12 protein-coding genes and 1 tRNA gene are annotated in these 17,623 nt (G+C 41.7%); 8 read left to right on the forward strand and 5 right to left on the reverse strand.

Annotation, left to right across the window (positions count from 1 at the left end; all coding sequences use genetic code 11):
* Nucleotides 1-365: 365 nt before the first annotated feature.
* Nucleotides 366-1,583, forward strand: coding sequence for an HD-GYP domain-containing protein (locus tag JIG41_RS07930; RefSeq protein WP_074988927.1), 1,218 nt, complete (start codon nt 366-368; stop codon nt 1,581-1,583).
* On the opposite strand, the gene JIG41_RS07935 is transcribed toward JIG41_RS07930, so the two are convergent.
* Complete coding sequence (locus tag JIG41_RS07935; RefSeq protein ID WP_199524545.1) at nt 1,543-1,866, reverse strand: hypothetical protein; 324 nt, start codon at nt 1,864-1,866, stop codon at nt 1,543-1,545. The genes JIG41_RS07930 and JIG41_RS07935 overlap by 41 nt on opposite strands.
* A gap of 334 nt (nt 1,867-2,200) precedes the next feature.
* On the opposite strand from JIG41_RS07935, the gene JIG41_RS07940 reads away from it, so the two are divergent.
* A complete protein-coding gene (locus JIG41_RS07940) occupies nt 2,201-3,478 on the forward strand; it encodes an outer membrane protein transport protein (RefSeq protein ID WP_036966153.1) in 1,278 nt (425 codons plus the stop codon).
* 127 nt (nt 3,479-3,605) lie between these two features.
* Here the strand turns inward: JIG41_RS07940 and JIG41_RS07945 are convergent, their stop codons facing one another.
* The 3 genes from JIG41_RS07945 to pepA form a co-directional block, all read right to left on the reverse strand.
* On the reverse strand, nt 3,606-6,461 hold the full coding sequence (locus tag JIG41_RS07945; protein ID WP_065979700.1) for a valine--tRNA ligase: 2,856 nt from the start codon (nt 6,459-6,461) through the stop codon (nt 3,606-3,608).
* A gap of 23 nt (nt 6,462-6,484) precedes the next feature.
* Nucleotides 6,485-6,931 (reverse strand): DNA polymerase III subunit chi, encoded by a 447-nt coding sequence (locus JIG41_RS07950; RefSeq protein ID WP_036966161.1) that lies wholly within the window; start codon nt 6,929-6,931, stop codon nt 6,485-6,487.
* 126 nt (nt 6,932-7,057) lie between these two features.
* On the reverse strand, nt 7,058-8,572 hold the full coding sequence (gene pepA / locus JIG41_RS07955; RefSeq protein ID WP_036966165.1) for a leucyl aminopeptidase: 1,515 nt from the start codon (nt 8,570-8,572) through the stop codon (nt 7,058-7,060).
* 322 nt (nt 8,573-8,894) lie between these two features.
* Between pepA and lptF the strand changes: the two genes are divergently transcribed.
* Together lptF and lptG are read left to right on the forward strand one after the other, a co-directional pair.
* A complete protein-coding gene (gene lptF, locus JIG41_RS07960) occupies nt 8,895-10,007 on the forward strand; it encodes an LPS export ABC transporter permease LptF (RefSeq protein WP_036966168.1) in 1,113 nt (370 codons plus the stop codon).
* The gene (lptG, locus tag JIG41_RS07965; RefSeq protein WP_036966171.1) at nt 10,004-11,071 is read left to right on the forward strand and encodes an LPS export ABC transporter permease LptG; all 1,068 of its coding nucleotides are present in this window, start codon (nt 10,004-10,006) and stop codon (nt 11,069-11,071) included. Before lptF ends, lptG begins: the two co-directional genes overlap by 4 nt.
* A 114-nt stretch (nt 11,072-11,185) precedes the next feature.
* On the opposite strand, the gene JIG41_RS07970 is transcribed toward lptG, so the two are convergent.
* A complete protein-coding gene (locus tag JIG41_RS07970; RefSeq protein WP_036966174.1) occupies nt 11,186-11,686 on the reverse strand; it encodes an RDD family protein in 501 nt (166 codons plus the stop codon).
* Between the two features lie 140 nt (nt 11,687-11,826).
* Here JIG41_RS07970 and JIG41_RS07975 point away from each other — a divergent pair, with 140 nt between their 5' ends.
* The 4 genes from JIG41_RS07975 to JIG41_RS07990 all read left to right on the forward strand — a co-directional run bounded on the left by JIG41_RS07975 (nt 11,827) and on the right by JIG41_RS07990 (nt 17,483).
* Nucleotides 11,827-13,485 (forward strand): acyl-CoA dehydrogenase family protein, encoded by a 1,659-nt coding sequence (locus JIG41_RS07975; RefSeq protein WP_065979701.1) that lies wholly within the window; start codon nt 11,827-11,829, stop codon nt 13,483-13,485.
* A gap of 170 nt (nt 13,486-13,655) precedes the next feature.
* Nucleotides 13,656-13,740: transfer RNA gene (locus JIG41_RS07980), tRNA-Leu, on the forward strand.
* A gap of 517 nt (nt 13,741-14,257) precedes the next feature.
* Nucleotides 14,258-16,429, forward strand: coding sequence for a bifunctional diguanylate cyclase/phosphodiesterase (locus tag JIG41_RS07985; RefSeq protein WP_074988925.1), 2,172 nt, complete (start codon nt 14,258-14,260; stop codon nt 16,427-16,429).
* Nucleotides 16,430-16,475: 46 nt separating this feature from the next.
* Nucleotides 16,476-17,483: a fatty acid desaturase gene (locus tag JIG41_RS07990; protein ID WP_196857385.1), complete on the forward strand. Its 1,008-nt coding sequence runs from the start codon at nt 16,476-16,478 to the stop codon at nt 17,481-17,483.
* Nucleotides 17,484-17,623 lie beyond the last annotated feature (140 nt).

The raw sequence follows: 17,623 nt of genomic DNA on the forward strand, positions 1-17,623 counted from the left end.
AGCAATCGCATGCGTTTTCGTGCATTTGGTTCTTTTCGAGAAAGCGCTAAAAGTTGTTCAGATATGTTTGGGTTCAATGCTAATCACCAGTGATTTTATATAGCCTATATTAGATCAGATATTTAAGCGGAATGGTATAACCTCTAGTCTCTAATCTCTAATCTCTAATCTCTAATCTCTAACCTCTAATCTCTAACCTCTAACCTCTAACCTCTAACCTCTAATCTCTAACTTCTAACTTCTAATCTCTAACTTCTAACCTCTAAAATTAACTCATACCTATTTCGTATTCGAGACTTGATCTATAGACATTTTTTTCGGTTGGGCGATAATGAAAACTCGATTTTTTATGCACTAACCTTTTTATGTTAATCACCTTACCGATTGCCGAACTTGTACCAGGGATGTTTGTTGACAGTGTCAGTAAGCAACAAGAACACATAAACAGTATTAAAATAAAAACGCGTGGTTTAGTGCGTGATAAAACCATTATTAAGCGTTTAATTTCTGAGGGCGTTGAAGAGCTCCTTATCGATTTTGCTCAGAGTGATGTTGCGCTTCCTAAAAAATACCAACCAGTTGCAGAACCAAGCAAACCAATTGTAGAGCAAACTGACGCCCTTAATACTAAGTCGCACGCTGTAACGGTTGAGCAGGAGTTTCTTAAGGCGAGTGTTCACTACGAACAGTATAGCCGTAAATTACAAGCACTTTACTCAGACATCACCGCGGGTCTGAAAATGAATATGAGTTTATTAGATGATATTGCGGTTGATATTGTCGGCTCTGTGTTTCGGAATCACAATGCGCTGACGATATTAACGCGTCTTAAAGACAAGCATATCTATAATTGGCGTCATATGATTAATACCGCAATTTTAGTTAGTGTGTTTGCTAAGTATCTAGGCTACAAAGAAAAAACGATAAAAGAGCTTGCTATGGGGGCGCTTTTGCATGATATAGGGCAAGCAAAAATGCCGCAAGGAGTGCTATCAAAGCCCAGTGCATTGAATGACACAGAAATGCAGGTTGTTAGAAAACATGTCGCACAAAGCTTAGGTGTGATTAAAGGTGAAAAGGGAATTAGCCCTTTAATGCTTGATATGGTCGTTAATCATCATGAACGCTTAGATGGCAGTGGCTACCCGCGTGGCATTGGCGCTGAAAAGCTGAGTCGGCCAGCGCGAATGATGGCCATAGTCGATGTGTATGATGCAATGACAGCAGACCGCCCTCATCAATTAGGCGAAGAGCCTATCTCGGCATTACGTTACTTGTTGGCTAATAAGCACCTGTTTGACTCAGAACTTGTACAGCGGTTTATTAAGTGCTTGGGAGTACATCCAGTTGGCACAATTGTTAAGCTTAACAATGAACGCCTTGCGTTAGTGATGGAAGGGAATCATGAGAACCCTATAAAGCCTAAAGTAAAAATATTTTATAATGCTAAACACAAGCACCATATTACCGCTAAAGATGTTAATTTAAGCGAAAACCATGAATTAAAGATTGTTGCTAGTATCAAACCGCTTGATTACCAGCTTAATTTGGCTCGTTTGTTAAAAGAGCATTTGCTTGTTTAGCTTTAGTACAGTGCTTTTTGGCATTACGTTTAGCTGAAATAAATGCACCACTAAAACAACTTACCATTAATACCAACCACAATAATGTGCCTTTTTCGACATGCAAAGCTACACAACACAACAATAACGACAGAACCGCGCTGCACATCGCACCTAACCAATACTGATTAACGGGGTTATCGCACTCACCGGCTTTGGTGCAAGCACAGTAATTTGCTTTACAGAAGTAGTAAACACTGACACCACACAAGAGCAATGCAGTAAAAATAAAAGCGATTTCCATAACCATGCCTGATCCATTAACACACTGTTTTTAGTCTAAAGCGATGCTAAAAAGATGTCAATGCAAATGATAATTGATATCAATTACTGTTTGTTACCAGAGATCTGATGAGTTTTAATAGGTTGTTATCTTGTTGTTAAAATGTGGGTTTTTTACCTATTTCTAACGAAAAATTACAGTTTTTTGATCTTAATTAAGGTAATGTTCGAAAGTTTGTAATTATTAGAATAAAACATCTAATACCAACATGTAGCGCTAACTTTAAAAGCTAACTAGCTGGTTGCACTATAAATTGGTATCGCTAACGCATTAGATTGCAAGAGGACACAGATTTATGAAGTTCACTAAAACATTAATTGCAGCATCACTTGCTGTTGTTTCTGCTGACAGCTTTGCTGCAGCTTTCCAATTAGCAGAGCAAAATGTATCGGGTTTAGGCCGTGCATACGCAGGTGAAGCAGCCGTTGCTGATGATGCTTCAGTTGTAGCTCGTAACCCTGCACTTATGTCTTTATTCAAAGACAAGCAAATTTCAGTGGCAGGCATTGCTGTTATTCCAGACGTAAGCTTAAAAGGCCAGAGCGCTGCATATGGTTTAGATGCAAACTCAATTGATGATGATAGCATCGCTCCATCTGCATTTATTCCTGCGGGTTACTTCACCATGCCATTAAATGACAAAGTGTCGTTAGGTTTTGGTGCTTTTTCTAACTTTGGTCTTTCAACTGAGTTTAATGACGACTATGCGGCAGGCTCGATTGCGGGTGAAACTGAAATCGTAACTGTTAACATGAATGCCAGTGCATCGTACAAAATTAACGAGCAGTTCAGCGTAGGTCTTGGCTTAAACTATGTTTACGCTGATGCAAAAGTAGTTCGTAATGCCGGTGCTAACCCATTTGGTATCCCTGCGAATACGCAAATTGCTCACCTTGAAGGTGACGATTACGGTTTTGGTTGGAACGTGGGTGCAATGTACCAACTTGATGAAAATAACCGCTTTGGCTTTAGCTACCGCAGCGAAACAGATATCGATTTTGAAGGTGAGTACTCAAACCAATTACCTGCAGCTGTGGGTGGTTTAGCAGGCATGACTGTACCTGGCGAGCTAAAATTAACATTACCAGCGATTGCTGAGTTCTCTGGTTCACACCAATTAGACAAAAAGCTAGGCGTACACTACAGTATTTTATGGACTGGTTGGGATAGCTTCCAGAAATTAGAAGCGTATACACCAAGCCGTGAAACGCCTGTTTTCTCTAAAGAAGAGAATTTCTCTGATTCAATGCGTTACTCAATTGGTACTGACTATCAGTACAGCGATGCGTTATTACTTCGTGCAGGTATTGCCTACGATGAATCGCCAGCTGATCAATCACACCTTTCAATCTCTATTCCTGATACAGACCGTTTCTGGTTCTCGTTCGGTGGTAATTACGCATTCAGCGAAAACTCAAATATCGACTTAGGTGTGAGTATTCTTCGTGGTAAAACACAAAACTTCACTGAAAAAGACAGTTTAGCAGCGTCACTTGGCCAAAATGTTTCATGGGAATATGAATCAAAAGGTCATGCTGTACTATTAGGTGCTCAGTATAACTACACATTTTAATATTTAAGGCGATTTTTTTACTGTGTAAAAATCGCTGATACTTATTAGAAATTAAAAAAGCCGCATCATGAAATACCATGATGCGGCTTTTTTGTAAGCGCGAATTAATCGCGCTTAGTGTATGGCGTTATAGGCTCTCTATTTTCGCCTTTTGCGCTAATAGTTTGTCTTTTGCATCTGTAAACTCAGCAAGCTTAGCGTGCTCTTTAGCAAGAACTGCTTCAGGTGCGTTGTTCACAAACTTTTCGTTGGCAAGTTTATTTTGTACTTGCGCTAAGCCTTTTTCAGCTTTTTCTAGCTGCTTAGCAATACGACCAAGCTCAGCTTCAACATCAATTAAACCAGCCATTGGGATCATGATTTCCAAGTTGCCAACATACGATGTTGCACACGCTGGCGCATCGTCTTTATTTTCAAGCAGCGTGAACGCTTCAAGCTTAGCAAGTGATGCTAAGAATGCTTCGTTATCAGCTAAACGGCGCGTGTCTTCATCTGATGCATTAGCCAGTAAAACCGACAATGGTTTACTTGGGCTAATATCCATTTCACCACGGATATTACGGATAGCTAGAATGAACTGTTTAACCCACTCTAGGTCGTCCATTGCTTGGCTGTCGACGTTTGCAGCTGTGTATACAGGGAAAGCTTGCACCATAATACTGGTGTTTGCAGTTTCAATACCCGCCAGCGGTGCAACACGTTGCCAGATTGTTTCTGTGATATAAGGCATCATTGGGTGCATTAAGCGCAGTAAGCTTTCTAATACCGTGATAAGAGTATGACGCGTACCACGTTGTTGTGCTTCGTTGCCTTTGAATAATACCGGCTTAGTAAGCTCTAAATACCAATCACAGAACTGGTTCCATGTGAACTCGTAGATAGTGTTTGCAGCAAGGTCAAAACGGTAGTTTTCTAGGTGCTCTGTGTAGGTTTTAACCGTGGCTTCAAATTGACCTAAAATCCAACGGTCAGCCAGTGAATACTGCTTTTCAGCCTCAGTATTAAAACCACAATCTTGCTCTTCCGTATTCATTAATACGTAACGGCTCGCATTCCATAGTTTATTACAGAAGTTACGATAACCTTCAAGGCGGTTCATATCCCAGTTTATGTCACGGCCTGTTGAAGCCATTGCTGCTAATGTGAAACGTAGGGCATCTGTACCGTGTGCTTCAATACCATTTTCGAATGTTTTACGGGTATTCTTTTCAATCTTCTTCGCAAGCTGTGGCTGCATCATGTTGCCAGTGCGCTTTTCAACGAGACTTTCAAGGTCGATACCGTCAATCATATCGATTGGGTCAAGTACGTTACCTTTTGATTTAGACATTTTGTCGCCGTTTTCATCACGGATAAGACCGGTGACATAAACGGTTTTAAATGGAACTTGTGGCTTGCCGTCTTCATCTTTGATGAAGTGCATGGTCATCATGATCATACGCGCAACCCAGAAGAAGATAATGTCGAAACCGGTTACCAATACATCTGAAGGGTGGAAGGTTTTTAAATCATCTGTGTTTGCAGGCCAACCCTGTGTTGAGAAGGTCCACAGTGCTGATGAAAACCATGTATCAAGTACGTCTTCGTCTTGTTTAAGCGCTACGTTATCAGCAATGTTATTGTCGCGGCGAACTTCTGCTTCGTCACGGCCAACATACACGTTACCTTCGTTGTCGTACCAAGCTGGAATACGATGACCCCACCAAAGTTGACGTGAAATACACCAGTCTTGTACGTCGTTCATCCACGAGAAGTACATGTTCTCATATTGTTGTGGTACAAATTTAATGTCACCGTTTTTAACGGCTTCTTTGGCTGGTTCTGCAAGCGGTGCTACACGCACGTACCATTGGTCTGTTAGAAGAGGCTCAATTACCACACCAGAGCGGTCACCGTAAGGAACCGTTAGGCTGTGGTCTTCAATTTTTTCTAATAAACCCAGTTCTTCAAATTCGCTCACAATTGCCTTGCGCGCATCAAAACGGTCAAGACCGTGCAAGCGTTCAGGAATAGGTGCATCAAGCGCCAGCTCTTTACCGTCGAAAGTATAGCTTTCGCCTTGGCTTAATACTGCCGCATCTTTGTTGAAGATGTTGATCATAGGCAGTTGATGACGTTTGCCTACTTCGTTATCGTTAAAGTCGTGCGCTGGCGTGATTTTCACACACCCCGTGCCTTTTTCCATGTCGGCATGTTCATCGGCAACAATAGGAATACGACGATTGACGATAGGCAGTAAAATTTCTTTGCCGATCAGGTCTTGGTAACGCTCATCATCAGGGTTAACAGCCACGCCAGTATCACCTAACATGGTTTCTGGACGCGTTGTTGCTACGATGATGTAGTCTTTACCGTCTTGTGTTTTTACGCCATCAGCGAGTGGATAGCGAAGGTTCCACATATGGCCTTGCTTGTCTTTATTTTCAACTTCAAGATCAGAGATGGCTGTGTGTAACTTAGGATCCCAGTTTACTAGACGCTTACCACGGTAGATTAAATCGTCTTTATGAAGACGTACAAACACTTCTTTTACGGCTTCAGATAGACCTTCGTCCATAGTGAAACGTTCACGGTCCCAATCGACTGACGCACCTAAGCGACGTAATTGTTTGGTAATTGTGCCGCCAGAGTGATTTTTCCACTCCCAAATTTTGTCGATAAATGCATCACGACCTAAGTCATGGCGTGTTTTACCTTCTTCGGCAGCAAGCTTACGCTCAACCAGCATTTGTGTTGCGATACCTGCGTGGTCAGTACCTACTTGCCATAATGTGTTGTTGCCTTGCATACGCTTTAAACGTGTTAGCGTATCCATGATAGTGTCTTGGAATGCGTGGCCCATGTGTAAGCTACCCGTGACGTTTGGTGGCGGGATCATGATTGAGTATGCGTCACCTTGGCCAGATGGTTTAAAGTAGCCTTTTTCTTCCCAGTCTTGATATAAAGACTGTTCAATATCTTGCGGATTGTAGGTTTTATCCATTACACAGAACCTTAAATAAATGCTTAAATGTCAATTTCTTGCGTTGCAATATGGGCGCCCAGTTGGCGAAGCTTTTTAAACCGCTCACGGGCAGCTTGTTTAGCGGTTGGCTCAACGGGAACAAAGTCAAAAACTTGCTGAAAACGGCGAATAAAATCCGGCAGGTGTTCAGCTAAGTTGATTAATATCTTTCTGTTGCCGACAGGTGGCGTCATACCAATTTCTACTGGAGCGCCGCCTTTAGGGCCTTCACCTTGTAGGTTGTGTGGTATGAAACTATCTGGTTCAAATGACCAAATGATGTCGTCGATTGTGTGGGCCGTGTCGATGTTATCGGCGTAAATAAATACGCGATGACCAAGACGATACTGATCCGCAGCGATTTTAGCGGCAAGATCAAAACACGCTTTATCAGCTTGTTGGCTGTTATCATCTTGTTTTAGAACGTAAAATTGTGCGTTCATGCTCATTGTGACGGGCGTCCCCACAGATACACAGATCAAAGCAGAGATTTTGACATAGAACGCGTATTGCTTCAATTAATAAGGCGCCATTTGGCGCCTTATTTAGCGTTACTTACTCTGTAAATAACGTGCTTAGTCGTGGCTTGCTTCGCTAATGCCAGCACGGTTTAGTAAATACTGTGTCAACATTGGCACCGGACGACCCGTTGCACCTTTGTTTTTACCACCACTGCGCCATGCTGTACCGGCGATATCTAAATGCGCCCAATTGTATTTTTTGGTGAATTTAGACAAGAAACACGCAGCAGTAATTGTCCCAGCTGCACGGCCGCCTAAGTTGGTGAAATCAGCAAATGGGCTTTCAAGTTGTTCTTGATAATCATCCCACAGTGGCAACTGCCATGCGCGGTCGCCACTTTGCTCAGATGCTTTAAGTAAGTCATGGGCAAGCGGGTTATGATTTGAAAGTAACCCCGTTGCATGCGAACCAAGCGCAATAATACAGGCACCCGTTAAGGTGGCTACATCGACCACGGTATCGGGTTCAAAGCGCTCAACATAGGTGAGTGCATCACACAGCACTAAACGGCCTTCTGCATCGGTATTTAATACTTCAACAGTTTGACCTGACATTGTCGTTAAAATATCACCCGGACGATAAGCATTTGAACCAGGCATGTTTTCACAACCAGCAAGCACACCAACCACATTAATAGGTAACTGCATTTGAGCCAATGCGCGCATTGTGCCAATAACCCCAGCGGCACCGCCCATGTCGTATTTCATTTCATCCATGGCTTCGCCTGGTTTGATTGAAATACCGCCAGAGTCAAAGGTTAAACCTTTACCAACGAGTACGATAGGGGCTTGGTCTTTGTCGGCACCTTGGTATTTAATTACCGACATCACAGACTCGTTCGCACTACCACGGCCGACAGCAAGGTATGAATTCATGCCAAGCTCAGCCATTTTTTCTTCACCAATAATTTCAACCGTGACATTGTCAAAGTTGTCGGCAAGCTCTTGTGCTTGCTCACCTAAATACGCTGGGTTACAGATATTAGGTGGCATATTGGCAACGTCTTTACATAATTTACTACCGGCTGCGATAGCTAAACCATGCTCAATTGCACTTTCGCCAATCGTGAGTTCACGGCGTGTCGGTACATTGAAGACAATTTTGCGTAATGGTCGACGAGGGTCGCTTTTTTTACTTTTAAGCTGATTAAATGTGTATAAACAATCTTGTGTCGTTTCAACGGCTTGACGTACTTTCCAATAAGTATCACGGCTTTTAACGTGCTGCTCTGTTAAAAAGCATACCGCTTCCATAGAGCCTGTCTCGTTCAGCGTGTTAATGGTTTTAGAGATGATTTGTTTATATTGTTTGTCGTCCAACTCTCGCTCTTTACCACAGCCTACAAGTAAAACGCGTTCGCTCAGTACATTGGGTACATGATGCAACAACAATACTTGACCAGGCTTACCTTCAAGGTCGCCACGGCGCAGTAAATTTGAAATATAACCATCGCTGATTTTATCTAGCTGTTCACCAATGGGCGATAAACGACGTGGCTCATAAACGCCAACTACAATACATGCGCTACGTTGTTTTTCTGGACTACCACTTTTTACGCTAAATTCCATTGTCACTCCTGATTTTGAGTCGTATAACCTTAGTAAATAAGGGTAAGAAATTCATTTTCGAGTCCTTTCTTACATTTTTTAGTTTATTAACACTAATATTAGCTCATAAACTATGACTCTATTTACGTGTTTTTGAACTTTATCTTATTGTGAATATCAATATCACATAATAGATGCCATCTGTACTATAAATGCAAGATTATATGTTCTTGCTAGGTATGATATTTAATTGTGATGGCATATAATAAAGTGAGTAAAATAACTAGTTTACTCAAAATTTCTTACTATTCCAGTGAAACACGATGTTTAACAGGGGCGAGCATTGCTAATTTTCCGTTATTTGACCACTGAAGTCTTAAAGTCGCAGGTCGCCGTATTTTTAACTTTAATGACCATTTTTGTGTCGCAAAAGTTTGTGGTGATTTTAGGTGATGCCTCAGATGGAGGACTTCCTGCAAAGCTTGTGCTTTCGATGATCGCGTTAAAACTACCGCAGCTTGCGTCGCTTATTCTCCCTTTGAGTATCTTTTTAGGCATTATTTTGGCCTATAGTCGTATTTATGCCGATAGCGAAATGACGGTGTTTAGAGCCTGTGGCGTCAGTGAATGGTATGTTGTGCGCGTCACGCTTATTTCAAGTACAGCGATGGCCATTCTTGCGGGTGCCTTAACACTGTACATTGCACCTTGGGCGAGTGAGCAAGAGTATCAATTAAAAGAACAAGCAAAAGCCGATGCTGGTTTGTCTGCGCTTCGAGCGGGTCGTTTTCAGCAAACAGGCAACGAAAAAGCCGTTGTCTTTATTCATAATATTGAAAACGGTGGTAAAGAACTTCACAAAGTTTTTGTTGCCCAGTTACCTGACCGTGAGAAAGGTGATTTGGCACGGTTAGTCTACGCAGAGCGTGGTGTCGTGATTGAACAAGATAACGGTGAGCAACAACTTATTTTGAATGATGGTAAGCGTTATGAAACAGACGGTGAATCTGCGGCGCTTAACCTGACAGAGTTTGATGGTTATAGCGTACAAATCCAAGACCAAGAAATTGAACATCAACGCCGTAAATTAGAAGCCGTACCAACGTTTGATTTATTTAAAATGAAAAGTGTAGAAGCGGTTGCTCAGTGGCAGTGGCGTATTGCAATACCGCTTTCGATTCCACTGCTTACTTTACTGGCCGTTCCGCTTAGTGTGGTTAACCCACGACAAGGTAAATTTGCTAAATTAGTGCCTGCAATCAGCTTGTATTTAGGGTATTTCATCCTTCTTAATGCCGCTAAATTTGCTGTTGAAGATGGTAAAATACCACCTTCAATTGGGCTGTGGTGGATTCATTTATCTGCCTTGTTTATTGGTGGTTTATTGATTATTAAAGGCCGCCCGCTCGGCGCATGGTTAAAAGCAGTGGTGACTAAGCGGGAGTTAAGCGCATGATGAAAACACTCGACTGGTATTTAGGCCGCAGCATTATTCAAACTACAGGATTTGCATTAATGGTGCTGGTTGGTATCAGTACCCTTATTAAATTTATTGAACAGTTAAAATCGGTAGGGCGTGGCAGTTATGATATTGCGACAGCACTGATTTACACTGTGTACAGCATGCCGGGAGACTTGGTTATTTTCTTTCCGATGGCAGCGCTCATTGGTGGCTTAACGGGACTCGGTGCTTTAGCATCAAACAGTGAGTTGGTGGTGATGCAGGCCGCGGGCATGTCGCGTTTACAGATTATTGCCTCGGTAATGAAAACTGCCATGTTTATGGCTATCTGTATGATGGCGCTTGGTGAGTGGGGAGCGCCCGAAGCACAGCTTAAAGCGAAAGAAATACGCAACCACGCTATTAACGGGGGCGATGTCTTTAATGCCAAACAAGGTGTATGGGCAAAAGATGGCAGCAACTTTATAAATATAGAAGATGTTGATCAGCAAGGCGTATTGCGTGGTGTACATATGTATCATTTTGATAAGTCATTGCAATTAACTCAAATAACGAAAGCAAAAGAAGCCGTAAACCGAAAAGATGGTTGGCTGTTGCGTGGCGTTAATAAAGTTAAAATCACGCCAGAACAGATTAGTACTGAACAGCAAACTGAAGAGTTTTACGATTCACAGTTAACAGCAGAAAAATTAGGGGTTGTATCGGTAAAACCAGAAGCGTTATCGTTTACTGGGCTTTGGTCATATTTGAGTTACCTAAAACAAAATGAACAAGATACCAGCACCTATGAGTTAGCACTGTGGCGCAAAGTAATGCAGCCTGTGTCTATCGCGGTGATGTTATTAGTGGCGTTGTCGTTTATATTTGGCCCACTGCGAACCGTTACAATGGGCGCTCGAATCATTATGGGGGTTATAACCGGCATTACCTTCCACTTAACCAATGAAATATTTGGCCCTGTGGTGATGGTATATCAAATTCCAGCGGTTGTCGGTGCGGTGTTGCCAAGCATTCTATTTATTGGTTTTGCGACCTACTTGCTAAATAAGCGTGTGTAGTAAACGTACTTAATTACAAAAAAAGCGTGACCATTTAGTCACGCTTTTTTGTATCTACTGTATCGCTTTACCAATCAGTGATTACACCAATAAGCTTAATTAAGCGAACTGCGCCTAATCCAATGAGCGATAAATGCGTTTATTTTCTTCTTTTGTGAGCGTAATTACTTCTGTTTTAGCTATGTAATCTTGCAGTGCACGTTTGTTTTTAAAATCAATCAGCACCACTAAATTACCCAAACCTAATAAAGCACATATTGCTCTTAGCGCACCTTGTTGCCAGCTAATCAGCTTACCATCGAGGGTTTGTACTTTTAAGCGCCATGCGCGCATGCCTATGGTTTGCCCGCTTTTAGCCCAAAAGTAACTAAAAAATGCCACGCTCACTAACACCAGTAATCCACTACGGATGCCATAAAGCAAAGGGGAGTTTTGAATATACGCTGAGACATCCTCAGCATTGCCAATACTCAACACATCAAGTGAAATAAGTCCCTGAACAGCCAGTAGGTATAGCACAGTTGTGAGCATTGCAAAGGCAATCACAACCAAGGTGTCGTAAATTAACGAGGCAAAACGGCGCCAAAAACCGGCACGAGGAAACTCAGCTGACATAAACACTCTCATCCTATTAAATTGCGCTGTAGTTTAGCAAAGTCCTTAGCAAACAAGAAATACTTAGCGAGGGTTTCGCTTGTCGACAAACAGGTCTGACCTGCTATAGTTGAAAAAATAATAAAAATGAGAGCCCTTCTATGTCTGTTTCTTCGAGTGAAACCCACGTGGTATTTAATCAACCCAAACCGCTTGAAAACTATAACGCGTACGAGGCTGACGACGTGTTGCAGTATTGGCAAAATTGTTTTGCGGGACAATGGGGAACAGCGCATCTTTCTGCTTTTGGGCAACAGGTGGGAGGGGAACTGTTACAAGCTGGGTTCTTGGCAAATAAGCATTTGCCTGAACTTAATACACATAACCGCTTTGGTGAGCGTATTGACCATGTTGATTACCATCCAAGTTATCATCAGCTTATGCAGCATGCCATAGCGCAAGGACACTGTGCCTTACCTTGGCAGCAAAAAAAGCAAGGCAGTCATGTTGTACGCGCGGTGATGGCTGTACTACATAATCATGCTGACCCAGGGTCAGGTTGCCCGCTAACGATGACCTTTGCGAGTGTGCCCGCTATTGCCAGTCAAGCCAATATCGCTGAAGTTTGGCTGCCAAAAATACTGGCCAATCATTATGATGGCGACAACAAGCCGTGGTTTGAAAAACAAGGTGTTACGATTGGTATGGCCATGACCGAAAAGCAAGGAGGCACCGATGTACGAGCAAATACCACCAAAGCAACACCACTAAATGAAGGCGGTGCAGGGCAGCTTTACGTGCTTGAAGGACACAAATGGTTTTGTTCAGCCCCCATGAGCGATGCTTTTTTAGTGCTCGCCTATGCCCCTAATTCACAATTGTCGTGCTTTTTAGTGCCGCGCTGGCTTGAAAGTGGTGAAAAAAATGCCGTCTATATTCAGCGTTTAAAAAATAAATTAGGAAATCAGTCAAATGCCAGTTCTGAAATCGAGTTTAGATCAGCGCATGGCTGGATGTTGGGCGAACCAGGCAGTGGTATTAAGACGATTATTCAAATGGTCGCACTCACACGGTATGACTGTATGCTCGGCTCAAGTTCATTGATGATGCAAGCAGTAAAAGAAGCGGTATGGCACACATCAGAGCGCGCTGTTTTTGGAAAAAAACTGCATCAACAGCCATTAATGCTGAATGTCTTAGCTGATTTAGCATTGGAAGCAGAGGCCGCGTTGGCAATCTCGATGCGGATTGCCCACGCACTTGATAAACAAGACGATGATAGCGAAGCTGCACTCGTTCGCAGTGCGACTGCGATTGGAAAGTACTGGATTTGCAAGCGTGCAGTTCAGCACACCTTCGAGGCGATGGAATGCATTGGTGGAGTAGGTTATGTGCAAGACAATATTGCCAGTCGCCTTTATAAAGAAGCCCCTGTTAATTCAATTTGGGAAGGGTCAGGTAACGTGCAATGCTTAGATTTAATGCGCGTGTTTAACCGCGAGCCAGAATCGTTAACGGCGCTTATGAAGGAGCTTGAAAAAGCACGTGCACTAAACAGTGATTACGCCGATAAGCTTGATGAATTGCAGGCATTACTAACCGATACGTCACATTTAGAAATACAGGCTCGGCGGATCATTGAGCGCTTAGCACAGCTTTGGCAAGCCGCAACGCTCTTGCAGTTTGGTGAACCCATTATCGCACACGCATTTGTAACAAGCCGTTTGAAAGGTCCTCACTTTTCGCAGTATGGTTGTTTAAGCCATGAAATAGACTGTCAGGCCATTGTTTCTCGAATGATGCCAAAGCACACTGGTTAACAACTTGTTTAATAATTGTGCGGTTGATTCATCAGGCCGCATAAAACGCTTGCTGCCTCACCCATTCTTTGTATAATGCTTGGCATAGAGACAAAAGCAGTTAAAAAGCTTATTGCTCTAAAGTGGTTTTTCTTTATCTTCTCGTGTTTAGAAGGTTAAAGAAAAATGAAGCCAGTGTGATGGAATTGGTAGACATGACGGATTCAAAATCCGTTGCCTTCGGGCGTGGCGGTTCAAGTCCGCCCACTGGTACCACTTTTTAACCTCAGCACCTTTTGCTGGGGTTTTTTTATGTCTGAAATAAATCAGTTATGTGTCTTATGTTGTGTGTTCGCGTTTTTGAGTAACACACGGGGCGTGGCAATTAGGCAAGTAAAGTCTGCGCACCGTGTCTTTTTGCCACCGTACCTTTTAACCACTGTATCTTTTAGCCATCGTATCTTTTAACCACCGCAACTTTAAACATTCGTGCCTTTTGCAAGAGGAGGGATAAAGACAGCTTTCAGTATAATGCCATGGCTAACCTTTCATTCATTTTCTTCTGGCATGCTCTGATTGCCCCTATAAAATCCTTTTTGTTCTATTATTAATCACAGGTGTTCAAACAATGTTGAGTAATTAAATAACCCCTGATTTTGTGTGTCTACTTGATTGAAAATTAATCATAATGGACTAGAGTAGCATGGTATTTATAGGCTTCATGTAATACAATTTGAAACCTTAACTTTAAGTTAAGTCAAACACTTAGTGCATATAAGATAAGGCGGGAAGCGTGGGTACATTCGACCTAAAACGTATTGTTGAAAGTATATCTAATCTTAAAAGTGAAAACTTTTATAATGCTATATGCCTCTCTTTGTCAGAAGTGGTGGGTGCGTCACACGTTTTTTTAGCTCATGTTGATGAAGACACCATGCAGGCAACAACGCTAACGTTGGTGGCCAATGACGAAATCGTCGAAAACATTAGTTATGATATTCGCTGCACGCCTTGCAACGATGTAAGTTGCGGCGGTATCTCGAGCTATAGCTCAGGCGTACAGCAATTATTTCCAGACGATAAATTACTCGTTGATATGGGTATTGAAGCGTATGTCGGGGTGCCCTTGCAGAGTATGTCTGGTAAAACAGATACCATTCTCGTTGCACTTTTTCAGCATGCAATCAGTGATGCCATGCAAATTGAGTCTTTCTTTTCCTTATTTACAGGCCTTATTCAACGAGAGATTGAAAAAGATCGCTTTATTGCCAAGTTAGATTTTGCCAATCAATTGATAGAACAAAGTCACGAAGCTATTTTTATCTGCAATGAAAATGTCGAGATCATATACGCAAATACTGCATTTACGAATATGACTGGCTATTCGTTCGACGAGATTATAGGAAAAAATCCTAAAATATTGAGTTCGAATAAGCATGCATCGCATTTTTATCGTGCCATGTGGCATCACATTGATACCGAAGGTAAATGGTCTGGTGAGATCATGAATAAGAACAAGCAAGGGGACTTATACACCCAGTTTTTATCAATTACTAAAATGGTTAACAATGGTGAGGTGTGTTACGTCGCCTTCATTCTCGATATCACAGAGAAAAAAGAAGCTGAGCGGAAAATTTATTTTCATGCAAATCATGACCAACTGACGGGCCTCACAAATCGCTTTTATTTTAAAGAACGTATTTGTGATTTAATTTCGGCACCGTCGCATCAAAATGATGTTAATACGCACTTGGCAGTGATTTATTTTGATGTTGATCGATTTCAAGATATTAACACCGTATATGGCTTAACCTTCGGGGATAAACTGCTATGTGAAATAGCAAATCGGCTGGCATATACCTTTAAAGAGTGTGCATTTTCACGCATCGATGGAGACAGCTTTGCAATATTACAGACCTATCAGGATAGCCATGAGCTTGAACTTGTCTGTAAACAAATTAATGCTTTATTAATTGAGCCTTTTTCTATTGGCGGTATTCGTCAGCATGTAACAGTGACACTGGGTATCAGTCATTATGAATATAATAATGTACTGACATCGCAGGTTAAAATTGAAAAAATAGCCCGTCGTCTTATTAGGCAAGCTGAGCTGGCTAGCTTAAACGCAAAACAAACAGCGGATCCATATTTACACTTTTGTACTGAAATGGACGACAAGGTTAAAAAACACAATTTACTGGTAGAGCAACTGACACAGGCTGTTAAGAACAACGAGATAGAGGTTTATTTTCAACCAATTATTGATATTGAAAATAACACAGTTGCTAAATTCGAGAGCTTAGTCAGGTGGCAAAACCAAGGGCAGTGGGTGTCGCCTGTAGAGTTTATACCATTAGCGGAAGAGTCGCGTGTCATAATTCCACTCGGTGAATTGGTGTTAATAAAAACGTGTCAGCAAATTAAGGCACTTGAAGCACAAGGGTATGATCAACTGGTATTTAATGTTAACCGTTCATTATTTGAGTTTGCAGAGTACAACCCTGAACGCAATGTGTGGATTGACATCATAAAGAGTCAAGGTGTTAAGCCTTCGCAAATATCGTTTGAATTAACTGAAAGTGTACTTGCCCCCGAAAATACCAATCACCTCGACGTGCTTACTCAACTTAAAGCAGCAGGGTGTTTAATTTCGTTAGACGACTTTGGTACTGGTTACTCATCGTTAAGTTACCTGCGTCGTTTTCCGGTTGATGTGCTCAAGCTCGACAAGTCGTTTATTGATGAAATACATGTTGATTTAGCTGACGAAGCCTTAGTTAGGTCAATCATTCAAATGAGTCGTGTACTGGGTATTAAAGTGGTTGCTGAAGGGGTTGAAGAATACGCTCAACTTGAAGTGTTAACGGATGCTGGTTGTGACTATATTCAAGGTTATTACTTTTCAAAACCTTTGCCACCCAGTCAGATACTTCCTTTTTTAGAGCAATTTGCTAGAGACCGCTGAGTATTCGCGGTATGATTTTGGTATACACAAACGAGCAAATGTAACTATGCCAAAATTAACCGCTAAGCAAAATATTCAGGCGATTGTCAGTGCTATTAAAACAGAAGAACAAGCACTGAGAGCGAAATACCCTGTTCTTAATCAACAAAATAGTATTGCTTTGGTTATTTTGTTGTTGTCACTATTGTCATTAATTGGTGTCGCGTCACTTTATTATATGAGCCTCATTCCCGCGTGGTTGTGTATTATTTTAGCGGCTGTGATTACGTCTATTTCTCACGAACTTGAACATGACCTTATTCATAAGCAATATTTTAGTAAACGTCCTTGGCTTCATAATTTTATGATGCTGGTTGTGTGGTTAATGCGACCAAATACGGTGAACCCGTGGTATCGACGTAAAATTCATTTGCACCATCATAAAGTCTCAGGAACCAATCAAGACTTAGAAGAACGTTTGGTCGGTAATGGCATAAAAAACCCGTTTGTTAGGGCTGTGGTGATTGTTGATGGTTTGTTGGGATTAGTAATCAACAGTAAGCGCTTTAATAAAGAAATTAAAGGCTTTAAGTTTTTGACCGTATTTAACGCGGGGTTTCCAATTGCGACCGCCTATTTCGTTATTTTATATGGGGTAATCGCGTACTACTTACTGCAGTTATTTATGCCGTTAGAATCTATGTTACCTAGTTGGGGGGGAGATGTGCTGGCGGTTGCTGAGTTTTTGATGGTGGTGTTAATAATACCAAATATTATTCGTTCATCATCGCTCAATTTTATTACTTCATCGATGCATTACTACGGTGGTGTAAACAATGTGATTGAGCAAACTCACGTGATTAATAGTCGCTGGTTTATACCTTTTCAATTATTTTGTTTTGACTTTGGTCGTACCCATACTATTCATCATTTTGTGCCAAATCAGCCGTTTTATATTCGCCAACTTATTAGTCAAAAAATACTGCCTATTATGGCGCAGCACGGGGTAAGATTTAATGACTTACGCAGTATCAAGCGTGCGAATCTATACGAAACTAAACAAGAAGGAGTTTAATTTTCGGCCCTAAACCACCTACTTCAGTAGGTGGTTATCATCATTTAGGCTTTGCCTGAAAAAATACTCATGTTAATTCCTTACTTGATTTTTAGCGAAGTCATATAAGGAAAAAACATGAGTAGATACGAGAAAGCATC

This window comes from Pseudoalteromonas sp. bablab_jr011 (assembly GCF_016464045.1).
Taxonomy (GTDB): Bacteria; Pseudomonadota; Gammaproteobacteria; order Enterobacterales; family Alteromonadaceae; genus Pseudoalteromonas; species Pseudoalteromonas lipolytica.